Genomic DNA, 13,511 nt, shown 5'->3' with positions numbered 1-13,511 from the left:
GGATAATCCCGCATCCGGAGTGTCAGCCGTCCGACTTACGGCTTCTCGATGCCAAGGCTGGCAGGATCGACCGTGGTCGCCCCGAGGTCCTGCAACGTGTAGGCGAAATTGCTTTCCAGCGTGGCAAAGATCGCCTGCGCTTCTTCGCCATAGGCGCCACTGACCGCGTAGCTGTTGGCCTCGGCCCATTCGGCCACGACGTCCGAGGCAATCGCCTGCTCGAACGCTGCCCCGAGGGTCGCCTTGATATCATCGGACGCGCTGTCATGAACGGCAAAGCCGATCGCCTGCATCAGCGGCAGGTACTGGTCCAGCCCGTCATAGATGTCGAAGGCCGAGGGGACAGTCATGCCGGCAATCTCGGCGTTTTCGGGCGTCAGCATAGCCAGCGGCTTCAACTGTCCGCCCTCGATCAGCGCCGCCTGCTCTGCCAGAGACGTGACGACAAGCTGCACTTCACCGGCCATCGCTGCCTCCTGCCCAGGGGCAGACCCTTGATAGGGGATGAAGAGGAACTCGGCATCCGTGCCATTCTGAATGGCCAGCAGGTTCAGGTGATGGATGGACCCGGCCCCCGACGCCGCAGCCGGAATAGTGCCGGGGGTGGCCCTTGCAGCATCGATGAGCTCTTCGAGGGAGGTGTACGGGCTATCCGCCGGGACCGAGATCAAATCCGGAGAGCCCCCGACAATAAACGGATACCAATAATCGAACGTCTGGTCCCAGCCACCCTGCACAGACGCAGTCACGTTGGACTCGGAAAGGCCAACGAGCGTGTAGCCGTCATCAGGTTGGTTCATCACATAGACCATCCCGTTAGAGCCCGCGACGCCCCCGGTTTGGTTGATCACACTAATGCTGACCGGCAGGTGCTTCTCCATCTCCGCCATGATCATGCGGTTGATGCTGTCGGTCCCGCCGCCCGCGCCCCACACCACAGCTGTGATGATGTCGCGGTAGGGATAGTCTTGCGCTGAGTTGGCCGTTCCCAGCCCGCTGGCAAGGACCGCGATCGCGGCCATTCTGGCAAGTCTAAGTTTCATTATTTGACCCTCCCTAAGTCATCGTAGTATATGTTGCATTTATTTGCGTATGCATTAAATAATTCATTGTCAACTTTTCGTTCTGATGAGATTGAAAAACTCGCTCACAAGTCCCCCGCAGAAAGGCCATCGATATGACCAAGACATTCAGCATTGCGGTATTTCATGGCGACGGGATCGGCCCTGAAATCATGGCCCCGACGCTCGAAATCCTGCGGCGCATGTCGGAGGCGTCCAACGGCTACGCACTGCGTTTCATGGCCCCCCCCGCAGGGGCGGCTCACTACGCGGCAACCGGCGAATCGCTTCCGGCAGCGTCCATGGAAACAGCGCGAAACGCCGACGCGATTTTGCTGTCCGCAATGGGCCTGCCCGATGTCCGGTACGAGGATGGCACAGAGATTTCTCCGCAGATCGATTTGCGAAAGGCGCTTAAGCTCTTTGCCGGTGTTCGGCCTGTCCGCCTTAAAGTCGGGCAAAAAAGCCCGTTGAACCTGCCCCCCGGCCGCGAGATCGATTTCGTGCTGATCCGGGAAAGCACCGAAGGACTGTTTTACACCCAGGGTCGAGGCGAGGTGACTGAGAACGAAGCGCGCGAGACCCTGCTTGTCAGTCGCGACGTTTCGGAAAAGCTCTTCGCTTTCGCCTTCGCACTTGCCAGGACCCGCAAGGAAACCGGGCGCGGGCCGGGCCGGGTAACCTGCGTGGACAAGGCAAATGTTTTCCGGGCCTTTGCCTTTTTCCGTCAGATGTTCGACGCCGAGGCTGCAAAGTACCCGGACCTGACGGCGGATCACGCCTATGTGGACGCGACCGCTCTTTGGATGGTTCAGAAGCCGTGGGATTTTGACGTGCTTGTGACGGAAAACATGTTCGGCGATATTCTGTCGGATCTCGGAGCTGGCCTGATGGGCGGGCTTGGACTTGCTCCCTCCGCTGACATTGGCCTTGACCACGCTGTGTTCCAACCGTGCCACGGATCAGCCCCCGATATCGCCGGACAGGGCCTTGCCAATCCATTCGCGATGATCCTGTCAGGGGCCATGATGCTGGAATGGCTTGGGATCAAACACGCGGATCCGGAAATGACGACGGATGGATCCAGACTGCGCGAAGCGATCGAAGAGGTTATTGCTCAAGGCGACGCTGTCACCCGCGACATCGGTGGCACGGCATCGACGAAAATCGCGGCCAACGCCGTGCTCGATGCACTATTCGTGGCATGACGAAGACCCCGGAATTGAAAGTGGCCTGCATTGGCGCGGGCTATTTTAGCCAGTTTCATTACGGCAGCTGGGCTCGCATGGATCGGATCAAACTCGTCGGTTCATGCGACCGAGATATCGAGAAGGCCAAGGCGACTGGACTGCCTGCCTATTCCGACCTGAACCGCATGCTGGCAGAGCAAGATCCGGATCTTCTCGATCTTATCCTCCCGCCCGAGGCCCATGCCAAAACAATCAGAACTGCAATCGGCGCCGGGCTAAAGTGGATCATTTGCCAAAAGCCCTTCTGTCGCGACCTTGCCGAGGCCGAGGACATCACAGCCGAAGCCGAGGCGGCAGGCACGGTGATTGTCGTGCATGAGAACTTCAGGTTTCAGCCATGGTACCGCACCATCAAAACCGCGCTCGACCGAGGCGATATCGGCCAGGTTCAGCAAGTTACATTCCGGCTGCGGCCGGGGGATGGACAGGGCCCCGAGGCATATATGGCCCGGCAACCCAATTTTCAGAAGATGACCCGGTTTCTTGTCCACGAAACCGCCGTTCACTGGGTCGATACATTCCGCTTCCTGCTTGGCGATCCATTGGCCGTTTATGCTGACCTGCGCCAGATAAACCCCGCAATTGCCGGTGAAGATGCCGGCTACATTCTGTTCGATCACCCGAATGGCGTCCAGGCTTTGTTCGATGGCAACCGGCACCTCGATCATGCCGCCGACAACCTGCGGCGCACCATGGGAGAGGCGCTTTTCGAAGGAACGGAAGGCGTGATCAAATTGAGCGGGGATGGGGCGGTCCATCTGCGCCCGTTTGCATCGTCCGACATTCAGGTTCTGATGGGGCCGGACATGTGGGATGGGTTTGGCGGCGATTGTGTCCACACTCTGCAATCGCATGTGGTCCGGTTCATTCTGGACGGAACGCCTTTGGAAAATCGAGCCTCCGAATACCTCACGGTTGAACGGATCGAAGCCGCCATCTACGCTTCAGCGCAAAGGGGCTGCAAACTGCCTCTTGGAGCGCAGTGACCATGTCGGAAAAGACCCTCTCCAACTCTCAACGTGCCGTTCATGAGCTTCGCGAACGGATATTTTCAGGCGATCTCAGCGCGGGCTCCGATCACTTGGAGTCGGAGCTGGCAAACTTGCTGGACATGTCGCGCACCCCGGTGCGCGAAGCGGTTCTGACCCTCGAGAGCCAGGGGTTGCTTGAGCTTCGCCCGCGCAAGGGCGTGCGCATCCTTCCGCTGTCGCCCGATGACATGGCCGATATCTACGACGTTCTGACCGAACTGGAGAGCCACTCCGCTGAACGAGCCGCAGAGGCTCGATACGATGAGCAGGATCTGGCTTTCCTCGCCAAAGCGATCGACGACATGGACAAGGCGATTGCCGCGTCCGACCTCGACGCTTGGGCCGAAGCGGACGATCGGTTCCATGCCGAACTTGTAAGACTGGGACGCAATAGCCGTATCGCAGGTATTGTCGGTATGATGAGCGATCAGGTCCGTCGCGCACGCATGACCACCCTTTTCATGCGCCCATTGCCCACAAAATCCAACGAAGATCATAGACAGGTTTACGACGCCATACGCGATGGCGATGGATATCAGGCCAGAGAAACGCACAGGGCACATCGCCAGCATGCCAAATCAATAATTGTCGAACTGCTCCAAAGGCATCGTCTGAAGTTTCTTTAATTGATTTGGTTATACCAGCCCATTCCGGACATCCAATTTGCAGCCTTAATGCTGCGGTCACAATTCGCAGCGAAAGCGAAAATCGTAAGCTCATTGAAGTTGAAAGTGCGGACATTCAGGGCCTTCGCTGCGCCGTCCAGCAAGGTCAGGTCTAATGAGGCATAGCTTCATGGACGCTTATCTGATCTGACCCACAAGCGTCAGCCTGTCGGGCATTTGCCAAGGTTTAGCGATGGCTCCGTCTTCCAGACAATGGACAGCGATGACTGAGAGTTCTACGGATCGGCCTGTCGGTGCGTAACCAATGATCTCGCACATATGGGTTCCGCGAAGCATGTCGATCACAGTGACCATGTCGGCGGCGAAGTGCAGGCTGCAGACGGCGAACTGGATGTCGGGTATATCGTCCTTGTAGGCATCGATTTCCGCCAGGTAGCTGTCGACGTTGCGGGTAGGACCCGACGGACTTTCGCCGTGAATGAACCATGCAACGCCCACTATTCCTACGAAGGGATCGTCGTCGCGAGAATTGAATGCCTCATAATAGCGTTCAACCATTCCAAAAGCGGCTCTCTCACTCAGAAGCGGTGAGGCCCGCACATCGGCGAAGTGACCGACATCGGGTGCTGGCCGAGCACAGGCGCAGGTGCCCGAGCACGAGGTTATTGCGACGTGGTTCGATCACGAGGATCTCGCTTTCGAAAACACGAAACTGCGTAAGTTCCTCGGTGTGGATATCATGCGATACAATTCGCGGTGGGCTGCTGCGTTCGGGATCTCCTTCCCAAGCCTCGATCCGCTCGCGCAATGGCCTTACGCCGGGCGAGCTTTAGAGAGACCGAAGCCAATTGAGGTTTGGTGTGGTTTCAGCCGGTATGGCCTGAGGAATTGTAAGATCGACCTCGCCCATGCCTGCGAGTGGGTTTTCTACCGTTTGCTAGTTGCGATACTATTCTCTGACGTCGATCCGCGCCGGAATAATTCCGTTCGATGCGAAGGACGCACCTATATCACCCACGCTCGTATGACCGTCATCGACCATCACGCGCTGGTTTTCGCAATCGGTTGGCGCGACGTTCCGTTCGTCGAGCCGCGACCAATCCGTCGGCCCATGCCGTACAAGATAAACGATGTTGTCTCGTGTGAACATATAAGCCAATCGCTGATATGGCTCAAAGATACAGCCGATCCTCAAACTCGCGAGGTCCCGATGTCTCTGCGGACATGGCCATCTCGCCGATATGCTTAGAAACTTGAGCCGCGCTTGGCGTTCGGTATTCCTGCGCAAACATGGCTAAGGACGAAGAAAAGACTAACGTGGTGGAAAACGCCGTTTGCACCAATATCCTGGAGAGGCGCGTATTTGTACGCGTCATTCATCGTCTCCTTTCTTAGGACTGGTTAGAGATTATGCGTAAAGTTCGTGGCGACCGAGTTATTGGTCAGGACGCTTAATCGCCACCCTTCGCTTACTCCCCGTTCAAGGCGAGCTCTATCGTGCTCCGTCGTCCGCCCTCGTGATCGTCGTTCATGATCATGATGATCTCGACAAGTTGAGCGAGCTCGAGCGAGCGCGTATCAGGGCGAGCATGTGAGCGCGCTCTAGGACGAGCGTGGTTAACGTGCGGTGGATATTCTGTACGCCCCTGCCAATTTCAGAAACCTGAAGATCGCCCAGCATTCTTGTTACGGAGACAGTTGCGGTATGCGCCGCGGCGTGTGTGCCGCGCAAACCGATGCCTGCTGCTGCGACGGCCAGACCGATAGCCACGGCGGTTAAAATGCCGCGTCGTGTTGGGCCGTTATGACTGTTGATCGAGCCGGTCATAGCGGCTCTCCCTTCTGTTGTGTGAGGACCTTTCTCGACGGATTGCGTGTCGCGGCTCTAAGTTCTAGTCGCTGCGGCGAGCCTCGGTCCGAAACGCCGCCCTCTTCAACCGAAGCGAGAAAGCTTCAGGCGGCATTTTATGGTTGCATTCGCACATGGATGCGGAGCAAGGCGCCAGTGATCTGACGGTCCGCGTCCGCACAGACCCGCAGGACATCGTCAGACCGCATCAGGCGCTCCTAATGTCGATAAGCGGTCCCATGGAGATACAGCGGTCAGCGCCAGAAACACGGCAGGAGCAATCTCGGACGAGCCGTCGGTACCGCGACGCGATGCCATCTTGGGCAGCCGATCACGTCCCCCCGAGATCGCGCTTGGACGGGTCATCGTGTGGCCTCCTCGATCAGTGGCCGCCCGTCCAGCCCGGGTAGAGCGATCCCCGGTATCCGGCTGCTGTCACGAAAGGTGGGCCCCGCAGCTGCGATGACGAAGAAGGCATCGCCCGCTGGATCGAAGGCGAGGTTCGCAATCAAGGGTGCGCCTATATTAATTAAGGCCGGTATCTTGCCCTTCGCAGCGATGCGGCGGACGAATAGAGCCCCGACATGTGCGATGTAGAGTGTGCCGTTTTCCGACCGCTCATATTCGCCGGGCTGTAGCACTTCCGCCGGAGTCCTGAACTTGCCAGACGCGTCGAAGATAATCACGCGGGCTTATCATGGGGTCGAGGCTAACTTCAGACCTGCGGCATCGAAGACCACACCCTCGCTGAAGTCCGGCAGGTCGGCGAAGATGTATGCATCTTGCGCCGCCACAACTTCAGACAACGCCGCCGCTGCTACAAGTGTCACAGCTTGGGTGAGCGCTAAAAGCGCCTAGGGACATCGGCGCAGCCAAGGCAAGCGCTATCTCGACGTTCTCCGCCTTGATCGCACCTGCACAGGAAGCGCGCAAAATGCTCAGTGAAGTTCGACTTGCATCTGCCCCCTGAGATCTCATGCCGTGTCATGCGCGTTGGCCCCCTCCGCGACGTCGACGGTGGCGCCCGTCATCGGACGCGCTGCGTCTAAGACGGGTAGCAGGCGGTCAGCGCGATGTGCTCGGGCTCGAGGGGGCCAATGTTCATCAGATGGTAGTTCTCCTCGAGGCATTTGGCGCCTTGGGTACATGGCTCGGGCGTCTGTGGGCCGGAAAGTCCGGTGCGGACAGCAGTCGGCACAATCGCTTTCACCATCACGCCTGACGCAGCGGCTGCCGCGGCTGAATTTACGAGCTCGTTCACGCCCCCCTGGACGCCACATATCGTGCGTTGCCGGGTCTGACGTGACGCACCAAGGACGAGGATCTCGCTATGACGCATCCGCGCTCGCGCTCCATCATCGGTAGCGTAAACTCGCAGATGAAGTTCGCAGCACGGGCGAGGTTCACCTCGATCGCGTCCGGATCGGTGATATTGGCAATCATGCGTGCAGGTTCGAGAGCGACGGCACGTGCGACGCGGGTAAGGACAGCTGCCTGTCCGGTCAGTTCTCCTACCCCCTCATATGCGCTCTGTGCCCGCGCGCCAATGGCCGCAACGCTCGTGCCGGTGGCAACCAGGCTCCCATGGCGAGAAGCGTTCGGCGTGTCGCATCGGGTCGGATCGGTTGATCATGCTATATTCTCCTCATATCCAACACACTTTTGCTTGCAGGGTCGGCTTTGGGGTGACGAGAAGCCCAGCGCCCCGTACCGAGAGCCAGATCGACCTCTCAACTGGCCTCGTACGGGCGCCAAGTCTAGAGGCGGCCGTTCCTTGTCCTGGTGAAGATAGGATAGACACGACATGGGGCGGTCATTGCATAGGACATGCAGGGCTTTGCACAATTGTGCCAGGCTCGACCGCTACTGTCATATCGACGATCCGAGATGCCGGTGGGTCCAAAGACTCACGGTCGCTCTATGGCGTTGACCGCCGATAGGATTACTGCGTTCGCGTGGATACGGCGGGGATTGAGCCGAGACCGGCGGCGGCGCGCGCTAACTTCAGACAACTGGTCAGCAACGATCGTCAAAGACACCCTTGGCGCCAGCTTTCGGGCGCCTTCGTCTTTCAGGCTGCGCGTATCGTTCCCGGCGTCGCCCCGAACCGTGCCGTGAAGTACCGCGTGAGGTGACCCTGATTAGCAAACCTCAGCAGTAGGCGATTTCCGCGACGGGCAGTTGCGTGATCGTCAGCATCTTTTTTGCCCGCTCGCAGCGGCGCTCCGTGACGTGGCTCAAAACCGGCAGGCCGATGGTTGCCTCGAAGGTGCGCGTGAGGTGGCCCGGTGACAGACATGCGATGGCGGCCAGTTCGGCGATGGTCAGCGCTTTGTCGTAATGTGCCTCGACATAGTCGATGACCTGGGCCATGCGAGCGTCTCTGGGGCGTTCGGGCTCCACGGGCGACATCGCGGCCTGCCCTGCGGCCAGCGCGAGGAACTGCAGCGTCGCGCCATCGAGATAAAGTAAGGCGGCCGGCGCGGGCATGTTGGCGTAGCGCCAAATCGTGTCTAGGGGAGCGATAGCGGGGGCGCGAAGAGCGAGGTGGCGTAGAATGGAGGAAATGAATGCCCTGCCATTCCACGACTCGCTAGTAGAGCACGGATCGTGCAATCCGGAACTGCAAGAATAGAAGGTCAACAGATCTATAGCTTTCGATCTTCACTTCCGTGTTGGGCGGGGAGATGTTGAGCGTATTCTGCCCATCCGTCTTTCTATGCTCTCTCAGACCATCTCCACGATCTATCCTTATATGTCCAAAGCCTTTTCGCTTAGTGACGAATGCATGTTCAGGAATTAGGGGTTCGACGATTTCGAACGGCTTCTGCGGTGTGCTGATCAGGCTTATCCCGAACGATCCGGTGGACCGACGCGCCTGAGAGCTGGATGCGTGAGGCGAGTTGCGGAATATCTCCATTAGACTTCCGACCGGACGATCCGCCGCTTTATACCGAAAGCCTCTCAACCTACCATCTGCCACCTGATCGTGTTCAAGTGCTACTACGAAGATTTGACATCGCTTTCGGCCCCGATCTCAAGACGCGATCGATCTGTCGTTGCGAAAGAAGACTTTGGATACCGGCAGATCTCGCCTCGCACCTTCGAGTAGAACAAGTCTTGCGCCGGGCCGGTTTGTATTGGGCACCTGCCACAGAGAGCCGCTCCGGTATCCAGTCGTCGTTTCTCAGGCGTAATGCTTCAAATACTTGGGATGTGTGTTCAAGCGCGGGGCAGGCGGGCGGCATAGGTTTGGGTCATCGCAACGAACCCGAACCGGAGATACAAACATGTCACGTCTTTCATTCAAAATCGCATCTTTCGCGACCGCCGCTTCCCTCCTGATGGGAAACACCGCGATGGCCGAGTTGACCACCCAGACGTTCACCTTCGAGAATGCAGGCGCGACGCTATCCGGTACGCTCTACCTGCCCGAAGACCACGACGGCTCCGCCCTGCCGACTGTTGTCGTCACCGGCTCCTGGACTTCTGTCGAAGAACAGATGCCTGCACTTTACGCTGCTGAGATGGTCGAACGGGGCTTTGCTGCCGTCACCTTCGACTTCCGCGGCTGGGGTAAGTCCGGCAACCTGCCCGCTGCAACGCCGGGCGGGATGCGCTTTATCGAGGATCCGGTGGCCAAGATCTCGGATATCGATGCCGCCGTGACACATATCGCGAGCTTTGCAGAGGTCGACGCAGAGATGATCACCGGCCTCGGGATCTGTGCATCGGCCGGTTACATGGTTGATGCGGCAACGCACAATGACATGATCCGCTCCGTCGGTCTGGTGGCTCCCTGGCTACAGGACCGGGCGATCATCGAGACTGTCTATGGCGGTCCCGAGGGGATCGCGGGGCTCGTTTCCGTCGCCGAGGCGGCCGAAGCGCAGGGAGGAGAAGTGATCCACGCAGCCTATACCGAGGACAGTCTGATGGCGGACTTCGACTACTACGGCAATTTCAAACGCGGCCTCATCGCCGCCTATGACAACAAATGGAACAATGCAGGCTGGAACGACTGGCTGTCCTATCAGCCGGTGGACAGCGCGCCCGATCTGACCCAACCGCTCGCCATCGTGCATTCTCGGGCGGCTGCGATCCCGCAAGGCGTCGACGCTTTTCTCGACGGCTATGACGGCGAGGCGACGGTCGAATGGTTCGACGATGTCGCGCAGGACGGATTCTATGACGGTCAGGCCAACATCGAGGCCGCTGCCGATATCGTGGCCAATCATTTCCGGATTACCGCGCCGGATACCTGATCCCGGTTTTAGGACGCAGCCTACGTTTCGTGTCGCTGCGAGAAAGACGCCCGCTCGATTTTTCGAGCGGGCGTCTCTTTTCTCGGACGGGAGACGGAGGCGTCTGCAGGATCGTGCAAATCTTTTGCCGCCAGCTTCAAGTCAGAGAGCGCGCCGCGATGTATCTTTGAGATATCGGAAGGCACAGCGTCCTTCCCAAGTACACACCAGATCCTGGAGAGATCCCATGCTCAAGACACTTGCCCTAATCGCCGCTTTCACCGCCCCCGCCGCTTGGGCTTCGCTCACCCCTGAGGAAAATACCAAGCTCCTGCCCGAGCGGATGGCCCAGAGCGACGCGATGATGTGATCGGCCCTACGCTTCAGCTCACTCACTTAGAAAGGACCCTAAAATGACCCGCTTTGCCTCTCTCGCCCTCGCCACCTTCCTCGCTGCTCCTGCCACAGCACAGATCGGCGGCGACCCTGTCACCACAGAGACCTTGGTCGATCGCGCCGAGATGATCCGTATTGCGGACGCTATCGATGCCGCCGTCGACGCTAAGGATTGGCCCGCCGCGCGCGCTTTCTTCACAGAAACGATCGAAGTGGACTTCACCTCACTGGCCGGAGGGGAGCCCGCGACCATTCCCGCCGACACGCTGATAGCCGGTTGGTCCGGCAACCTGACCGAAATGAAGGAGAGCTTTCACTTGCGCGGCAATCACCGGATCGCCTTCGACGGTAGTGATACCGCCCTGATGACGTCACACGGCTATGCCTGGAACCGGATGCCCACGCCTGATGCGCCCGATGGCGCGCTTTGGGAAGTCTGGGGCACCTACGAGCACGGCTTCACCCGCTCTGGAGATGCTTGGTTGGTGGACTCCATGACTTTTACCGCCACAGCGCAGCGCGGCGAGACATTCGTGCGCGACACGCCAGGCAACTGACCCCCTAAACAGCAGAGATCCCATGTCCCAGGTCCATTTCAGCACCTGGGGCATACTCAGGCCTTGACCGCGTCTATGCACTTTACGCCCTCAACGATGGCAACAAGGTCGTCGTCGCCGCGCGTCGGACAGATAAGTCTTCGAGATCGAGGCCCGTGCGCCGGATGAGGTACTGGCCGCCACGATTGATGTGACTGATCCAGGCCAAGTCGATGTCGCCGTCCAGGCTGCGATGGACCGCTTTGGCCGCATCGATCTGCTGGTCAATAATGCAGGTACGGCATCGTCGGCGCGGTTGAGGAGACGTCGGACGGCGTTTTGCGCGACCCGACAGAGACCAACTTCTTCGGCGCCGTAACCGTAACCAATGCCATGTTGCCGATCATGCGCGCGTAGCGGTCCGGCGCCATCGTCATGGTTTTGTCTTTCGGCGGACAGATGTTGTTTGCTGGCTTCGGGCTGTACCCGGCTTCGAAATTTGCAATGGAAGGCCTGACCGAGGCGCTCGCACGGGAGATCGCGTCGTTGCGGCTGGCAATGGGTTGGGATGCCGTCGACGCGATCCGCGATCACGCGCAATCGGTTCTGGCCGAGCTCTCGGTTTGGGAGAGCGTGGCCCGCGATATCCCGATCGATGCCTCAAAGACGATCGCCGCCGAATGATCCGGCGCACCTGTGACGCGAGCTGCCGGCGCGCTACACTTTGGCCATGCCGAACCGCTATCGCGACATCTATCCGTCCCTTCCCCTGCTCGACAGTGAAGGAACTCTTCATGCCTCGGCAGCTCAGCTGATGAGCGTGCAGTATTTCCAAGCTCCGCCCGATATGATGCCCGAAGATGTGTTTGCAGAGCATCACTTGCTATTGAACCTTAAGGACGACCCCCACCGCGTCCAGAACCGCCGCGACGGCCAGATGCGCGACTTTACCTTCCGCAAGAACGAGATCGTGATGACGCCCGCGGGCACCCGCTCCGGATGGCGCTGGTTCGCGACCTCTGACGTCATCGTCATCACGCTCCAGCCTGAAGCCGTCGCGCATTTCGCAGAACGCGAGCTTGGGATGCTGCTGGACGAGACGCAGTTCAAAGACACGCCGCAATTTCTCGATGCCGATCTTTGCACCGCAGGCATCATGATGCGCGACACGTTGGAAGCCGGCGATATTACCTCCGCCGTAATGTTCGAGGCGATGGCCCGCGTTTTCCTGGTCAAGCTGCTGCAACGCTACGGCAAACAGCGCCCGGAAGAAATCGCGGCCGCCGGTCGCTTCACATCCGCCCATCATCGCCGCGTGCTTGCCTACGTGCGCGCAAACCTCGACCGCACAATCGCGCTCGAGGATCTGGCACGCGAGGTTGGCATGAGCCCCTCGAGCTTCAGCCGCACCTTCAAAGAGGTCATCGGCCGCACACCCATGCAGTTCGTTCTGTCCTACCGCATCGAGCAGGCCCTGAAGATGATGAACGACCCGGCCCGACCCTTGGGCGAGATTGCCCTCGCCTGCGGCTTCGCGGACCAGGCCCACTTCTCGCGCTCGTTCAAGCAAGTCATCGGGACCACCCCGTCCAAGCATCGCGCAACGGCACTGCCAACGCCGGGATAAGGTGACCGGCCCGCACACGGCTATACATCAACTTAATCAAAACTACGAAGGCACTATTCAGTACTCCAATTTAACGCGAATGCCTCGGACCTTAAAGCAGATATACATGTATCGTTCCTTGTCCCGGAACGCCCCCGGGCATGGTTCCGGTCATGTCCTTGACCCACTCAGGTCAAATGGACTTGGCCGGACAAGCCACAGACAAAGGCGATCTCAGCGATTAGGAAGTATACCCCATCGGCAGCAATATCACGCGGGCGATGAGGCGGATCTTCCACTCAGTCCCGATCCGGAACCGGCCATCGAGGTGGGTTCGCCTACTGCCGTGACGCTCTTCGATACTGCACGCAACCCTCGAGAACGCTTAGTTGCCATACATCCACAGCAAGTCTGATACGGGACCTGTGCGGAGTGGAGATACGATATCGGTTCAATACGCTGCGTTTATGCTATTCGCCCGCAGGACATCTTATCTTGATGCAAGACAAGAAATAATATTAAATTTTTACAAAAACTGTCGTGCCTGCCAGAACTAGAATCAACTCCGGCTTGGGGAAGCGGAACTACAACGATCTGCAGCATGGCGGCTTGACAGTATCGATTACCTTAAGCGGAGATATTCTCGTCTTGCGGCGCATACTTTCTAAGTGAGGATGGCCCATTGTCCCCGTTCGTATTGTCTCCAAACGCCTCGGGACGATCTCAAATTCCGGGCGTTCGCTCTAAGCACATGTCTAAGATAGACTCAAGTCATTTGGATAAAGGAAAGATCTGGGGTTTTAGGTTTTTCATCAATGGTGACCTTTTCACCTTCCCCGCTTCCAGGAACCATCGTGAATCTGTCAGCGCTACAAGGCGCTAGTTTCAGAGGAGATGAGATCTTTAAGGATC

The 13,511-nt window shown here is 58.6% G+C and carries 19 protein-coding genes and 1 pseudogene; 9 read left to right on the top strand and 11 right to left on the bottom strand.

Going from position 1 to position 13,511, the window contains the following annotated elements; translation table 11 throughout:
- Window positions 1-35: 35 nt before the first annotated feature.
- Window positions 36-1,043 (bottom strand): Bug family tripartite tricarboxylate transporter substrate binding protein, encoded by a 1,008-nt coding sequence (locus AAD018_RS12115; protein WP_367314341.1) that lies wholly within the window; start codon window positions 1,041-1,043, stop codon window positions 36-38.
- Between the two features lie 134 nt (window positions 1,044-1,177).
- On the opposite strand from AAD018_RS12115, the gene AAD018_RS12110 reads away from it, so the two are divergent.
- Genes AAD018_RS12110 through AAD018_RS12100 form a run of 3 tightly spaced genes read left to right on the top strand, consistent with a single transcriptional unit; the run spans window position 1,178 to window position 3,968 of the window.
- Window positions 1,178-2,269 (top strand): isocitrate/isopropylmalate dehydrogenase family protein, encoded by a 1,092-nt coding sequence (locus AAD018_RS12110; protein ID WP_367314340.1) that lies wholly within the window; start codon window positions 1,178-1,180, stop codon window positions 2,267-2,269.
- Window positions 2,266-3,297, top strand: coding sequence for a Gfo/Idh/MocA family protein (locus AAD018_RS12105; RefSeq protein WP_367314339.1), 1,032 nt, complete (start codon window positions 2,266-2,268; stop codon window positions 3,295-3,297). The genes AAD018_RS12110 and AAD018_RS12105 overlap by 4 nt, the downstream gene beginning before the upstream one ends.
- A gap of 2 nt (window positions 3,298-3,299) precedes the next feature.
- A complete protein-coding gene (locus AAD018_RS12100) occupies window positions 3,300-3,968 on the top strand; it encodes a GntR family transcriptional regulator (protein ID WP_367314338.1) in 669 nt (222 codons plus the stop codon).
- Window positions 3,969-4,145: 177 nt separating this feature from the next.
- Here AAD018_RS12100 and AAD018_RS12095 read toward each other — a convergent pair whose 3' ends face one another.
- The 9 genes from AAD018_RS12095 to AAD018_RS12055 all read right to left on the bottom strand — a co-directional run bounded on the left by AAD018_RS12095 (window position 4,146) and on the right by AAD018_RS12055 (window position 8,307).
- The gene (locus AAD018_RS12095; RefSeq protein WP_367314337.1) at window positions 4,146-4,526 is read right to left on the bottom strand and encodes an ester cyclase; all 381 of its coding nucleotides are present in this window, start codon (window positions 4,524-4,526) and stop codon (window positions 4,146-4,148) included.
- A 391-nt stretch (window positions 4,527-4,917) separates the two neighbouring features.
- Window positions 4,918-5,118, bottom strand: coding sequence for a hypothetical protein (locus AAD018_RS12090; protein WP_367314336.1), 201 nt, complete (start codon window positions 5,116-5,118; stop codon window positions 4,918-4,920).
- 22 nt (window positions 5,119-5,140) lie between these two features.
- Window positions 5,141-5,344: a hypothetical protein gene (locus tag AAD018_RS12085; protein WP_367314335.1), complete on the bottom strand. Its 204-nt coding sequence runs from the start codon at window positions 5,342-5,344 to the stop codon at window positions 5,141-5,143.
- 158 nt (window positions 5,345-5,502) lie between these two features.
- Window positions 5,503-5,796, bottom strand: coding sequence for a hypothetical protein (locus AAD018_RS12080; RefSeq protein ID WP_367314334.1), 294 nt, complete (start codon window positions 5,794-5,796; stop codon window positions 5,503-5,505).
- 219 nt (window positions 5,797-6,015) lie between these two features.
- Window positions 6,016-6,183: a hypothetical protein gene (locus AAD018_RS12075; protein ID WP_367314333.1), complete on the bottom strand. Its 168-nt coding sequence runs from the start codon at window positions 6,181-6,183 to the stop codon at window positions 6,016-6,018.
- Complete coding sequence (locus AAD018_RS12070; RefSeq protein ID WP_367314332.1) at window positions 6,180-6,503, bottom strand: SMP-30/gluconolactonase/LRE family protein; 324 nt, start codon at window positions 6,501-6,503, stop codon at window positions 6,180-6,182. Before AAD018_RS12070 ends, AAD018_RS12075 begins: the two co-directional genes overlap by 4 nt.
- 359 nt (window positions 6,504-6,862) lie before the next feature.
- A complete protein-coding gene (locus AAD018_RS12065) occupies window positions 6,863-7,078 on the bottom strand; it encodes a hypothetical protein (RefSeq protein WP_367314331.1) in 216 nt (71 codons plus the stop codon).
- The gene (locus AAD018_RS12060) at window positions 7,075-7,260 is read right to left on the bottom strand and encodes a hypothetical protein (RefSeq protein WP_367314330.1); all 186 of its coding nucleotides are present in this window, start codon (window positions 7,258-7,260) and stop codon (window positions 7,075-7,077) included. Before AAD018_RS12060 ends, AAD018_RS12065 begins: the two co-directional genes overlap by 4 nt.
- Before the next feature lie 708 nt (window positions 7,261-7,968).
- Window positions 7,969-8,307, bottom strand: coding sequence for a helix-turn-helix domain-containing protein (locus AAD018_RS12055; RefSeq protein WP_367314329.1), 339 nt, complete (start codon window positions 8,305-8,307; stop codon window positions 7,969-7,971).
- Between the two features lie 800 nt (window positions 8,308-9,107).
- Here AAD018_RS12055 and AAD018_RS12050 point away from each other — a divergent pair.
- The 3 genes from AAD018_RS12050 (at window position 9,108) to AAD018_RS12040 (ending at window position 11,014) form a co-directional block, all read left to right on the top strand.
- A complete protein-coding gene (locus AAD018_RS12050; RefSeq protein WP_367314328.1) occupies window positions 9,108-10,082 on the top strand; it encodes an alpha/beta hydrolase in 975 nt (324 codons plus the stop codon).
- Between the two features lie 226 nt (window positions 10,083-10,308).
- Complete coding sequence (locus tag AAD018_RS12045) at window positions 10,309-10,431, top strand: hypothetical protein (RefSeq protein ID WP_367314327.1); 123 nt, start codon at window positions 10,309-10,311, stop codon at window positions 10,429-10,431.
- 43 nt (window positions 10,432-10,474) lie between these two features.
- A complete protein-coding gene (locus AAD018_RS12040; protein WP_367314326.1) occupies window positions 10,475-11,014 on the top strand; it encodes a nuclear transport factor 2 family protein in 540 nt (179 codons plus the stop codon).
- Between the two features lie 263 nt (window positions 11,015-11,277).
- On the opposite strand, the gene AAD018_RS12035 is transcribed toward AAD018_RS12040, so the two are convergent.
- Window positions 11,278-11,430, bottom strand: coding sequence for a hypothetical protein (locus AAD018_RS12035; RefSeq protein WP_367315221.1), 153 nt, complete (start codon window positions 11,428-11,430; stop codon window positions 11,278-11,280).
- Between AAD018_RS12035 and AAD018_RS12030 the strand changes: the two are divergent.
- The 3 genes and pseudogenes from AAD018_RS12030 to AAD018_RS12020 form a co-directional block, all read left to right on the top strand.
- Window positions 11,429-11,479, top strand: a pseudogene (locus tag AAD018_RS12030) (hypothetical protein); the annotation flags it as partial. The gene AAD018_RS12035 and the pseudogene AAD018_RS12030 sit on opposite strands and share 2 nt — an antisense overlap.
- 18 nt (window positions 11,480-11,497) lie before the next feature.
- The gene (locus AAD018_RS12025; RefSeq protein ID WP_367315220.1) at window positions 11,498-11,677 is read left to right on the top strand and encodes a hypothetical protein; all 180 of its coding nucleotides are present in this window, start codon (window positions 11,498-11,500) and stop codon (window positions 11,675-11,677) included.
- 46 nt (window positions 11,678-11,723) lie between these two features.
- On the top strand, window positions 11,724-12,620 hold the full coding sequence (locus AAD018_RS12020) for a helix-turn-helix domain-containing protein (RefSeq protein WP_367314325.1): 897 nt from the start codon (window positions 11,724-11,726) through the stop codon (window positions 12,618-12,620).
- Window positions 12,621-13,511 lie beyond the last annotated feature (891 nt).

It is taken from the genome of Aestuariibius insulae, from assembly GCF_040783535.2.
Taxonomy (GTDB): domain Bacteria; phylum Pseudomonadota; class Alphaproteobacteria; order Rhodobacterales; family Rhodobacteraceae; genus Aestuariibius; species Aestuariibius insulae.
Note: the sequence above shows the minus strand (reverse complement) of the source record. Positions and strands in the feature narration are given on the sequence as shown.

What these genes read in the sequence shown, in the direction of transcription:
- AAD018_RS12080 (WP_367314334.1), bottom strand. Translation starts at nt 5,796, where the DNA reads ATGACCGGCTCGATCAACAGTCATAACGGCCCAACACGACGCGGCATT.
- AAD018_RS12060 (WP_367314330.1), bottom strand. Translation starts at nt 7,260, where the DNA reads ATGATTGCCAATATCACCGATCCGGACGCGATCGAGGTGAACCTCGCC.
- AAD018_RS12105 (WP_367314339.1), top strand. Translation starts at nt 2,266, where the DNA reads ATGACGAAGACCCCGGAATTGAAAGTGGCCTGCATTGGCGCGGGCTAT.
- AAD018_RS12095 (WP_367314337.1), bottom strand. Translation starts at nt 4,526, where the DNA reads ATGGTTGAACGCTATTATGAGGCATTCAATTCTCGCGACGACGATCCC.
- AAD018_RS12090 (WP_367314336.1), bottom strand. Translation starts at nt 5,118, where the DNA reads ATGTTCACACGAGACAACATCGTTTATCTTGTACGGCATGGGCCGACG.
- AAD018_RS12100 (WP_367314338.1), top strand. Translation starts at nt 3,300, where the DNA reads ATGTCGGAAAAGACCCTCTCCAACTCTCAACGTGCCGTTCATGAGCTT.
- AAD018_RS12085 (WP_367314335.1), bottom strand. Translation starts at nt 5,344, where the DNA reads ATGACGCGTACAAATACGCGCCTCTCCAGGATATTGGTGCAAACGGCG.
- AAD018_RS12075 (WP_367314333.1), bottom strand. Translation starts at nt 6,183, where the DNA reads ATGACCCGTCCAAGCGCGATCTCGGGGGGACGTGATCGGCTGCCCAAG.
- AAD018_RS12055 (WP_367314329.1), bottom strand. Translation starts at nt 8,307, where the DNA reads ATGCCCGCGCCGGCCGCCTTACTTTATCTCGATGGCGCGACGCTGCAG.
- AAD018_RS12035 (WP_367315221.1), bottom strand. Translation starts at nt 11,430, where the DNA reads ATGACGATGGCGCCGGACCGCTACGCGCGCATGATCGGCAACATGGCA.
- AAD018_RS12115 (WP_367314341.1), bottom strand. Translation starts at nt 1,043, where the DNA reads ATGAAACTTAGACTTGCCAGAATGGCCGCGATCGCGGTCCTTGCCAGC.
- AAD018_RS12020 (WP_367314325.1), top strand. Translation starts at nt 11,724, where the DNA reads ATGCCGAACCGCTATCGCGACATCTATCCGTCCCTTCCCCTGCTCGAC.
- AAD018_RS12025 (WP_367315220.1), top strand. Translation starts at nt 11,498, where the DNA reads ATGGAAGGCCTGACCGAGGCGCTCGCACGGGAGATCGCGTCGTTGCGG.
- AAD018_RS12040 (WP_367314326.1), top strand. Translation starts at nt 10,475, where the DNA reads ATGACCCGCTTTGCCTCTCTCGCCCTCGCCACCTTCCTCGCTGCTCCT.
- AAD018_RS12050 (WP_367314328.1), top strand. Translation starts at nt 9,108, where the DNA reads ATGTCACGTCTTTCATTCAAAATCGCATCTTTCGCGACCGCCGCTTCC.
- AAD018_RS12110 (WP_367314340.1), top strand. Translation starts at nt 1,178, where the DNA reads ATGACCAAGACATTCAGCATTGCGGTATTTCATGGCGACGGGATCGGC.
- AAD018_RS12045 (WP_367314327.1), top strand. Translation starts at nt 10,309, where the DNA reads ATGCTCAAGACACTTGCCCTAATCGCCGCTTTCACCGCCCCCGCCGCT.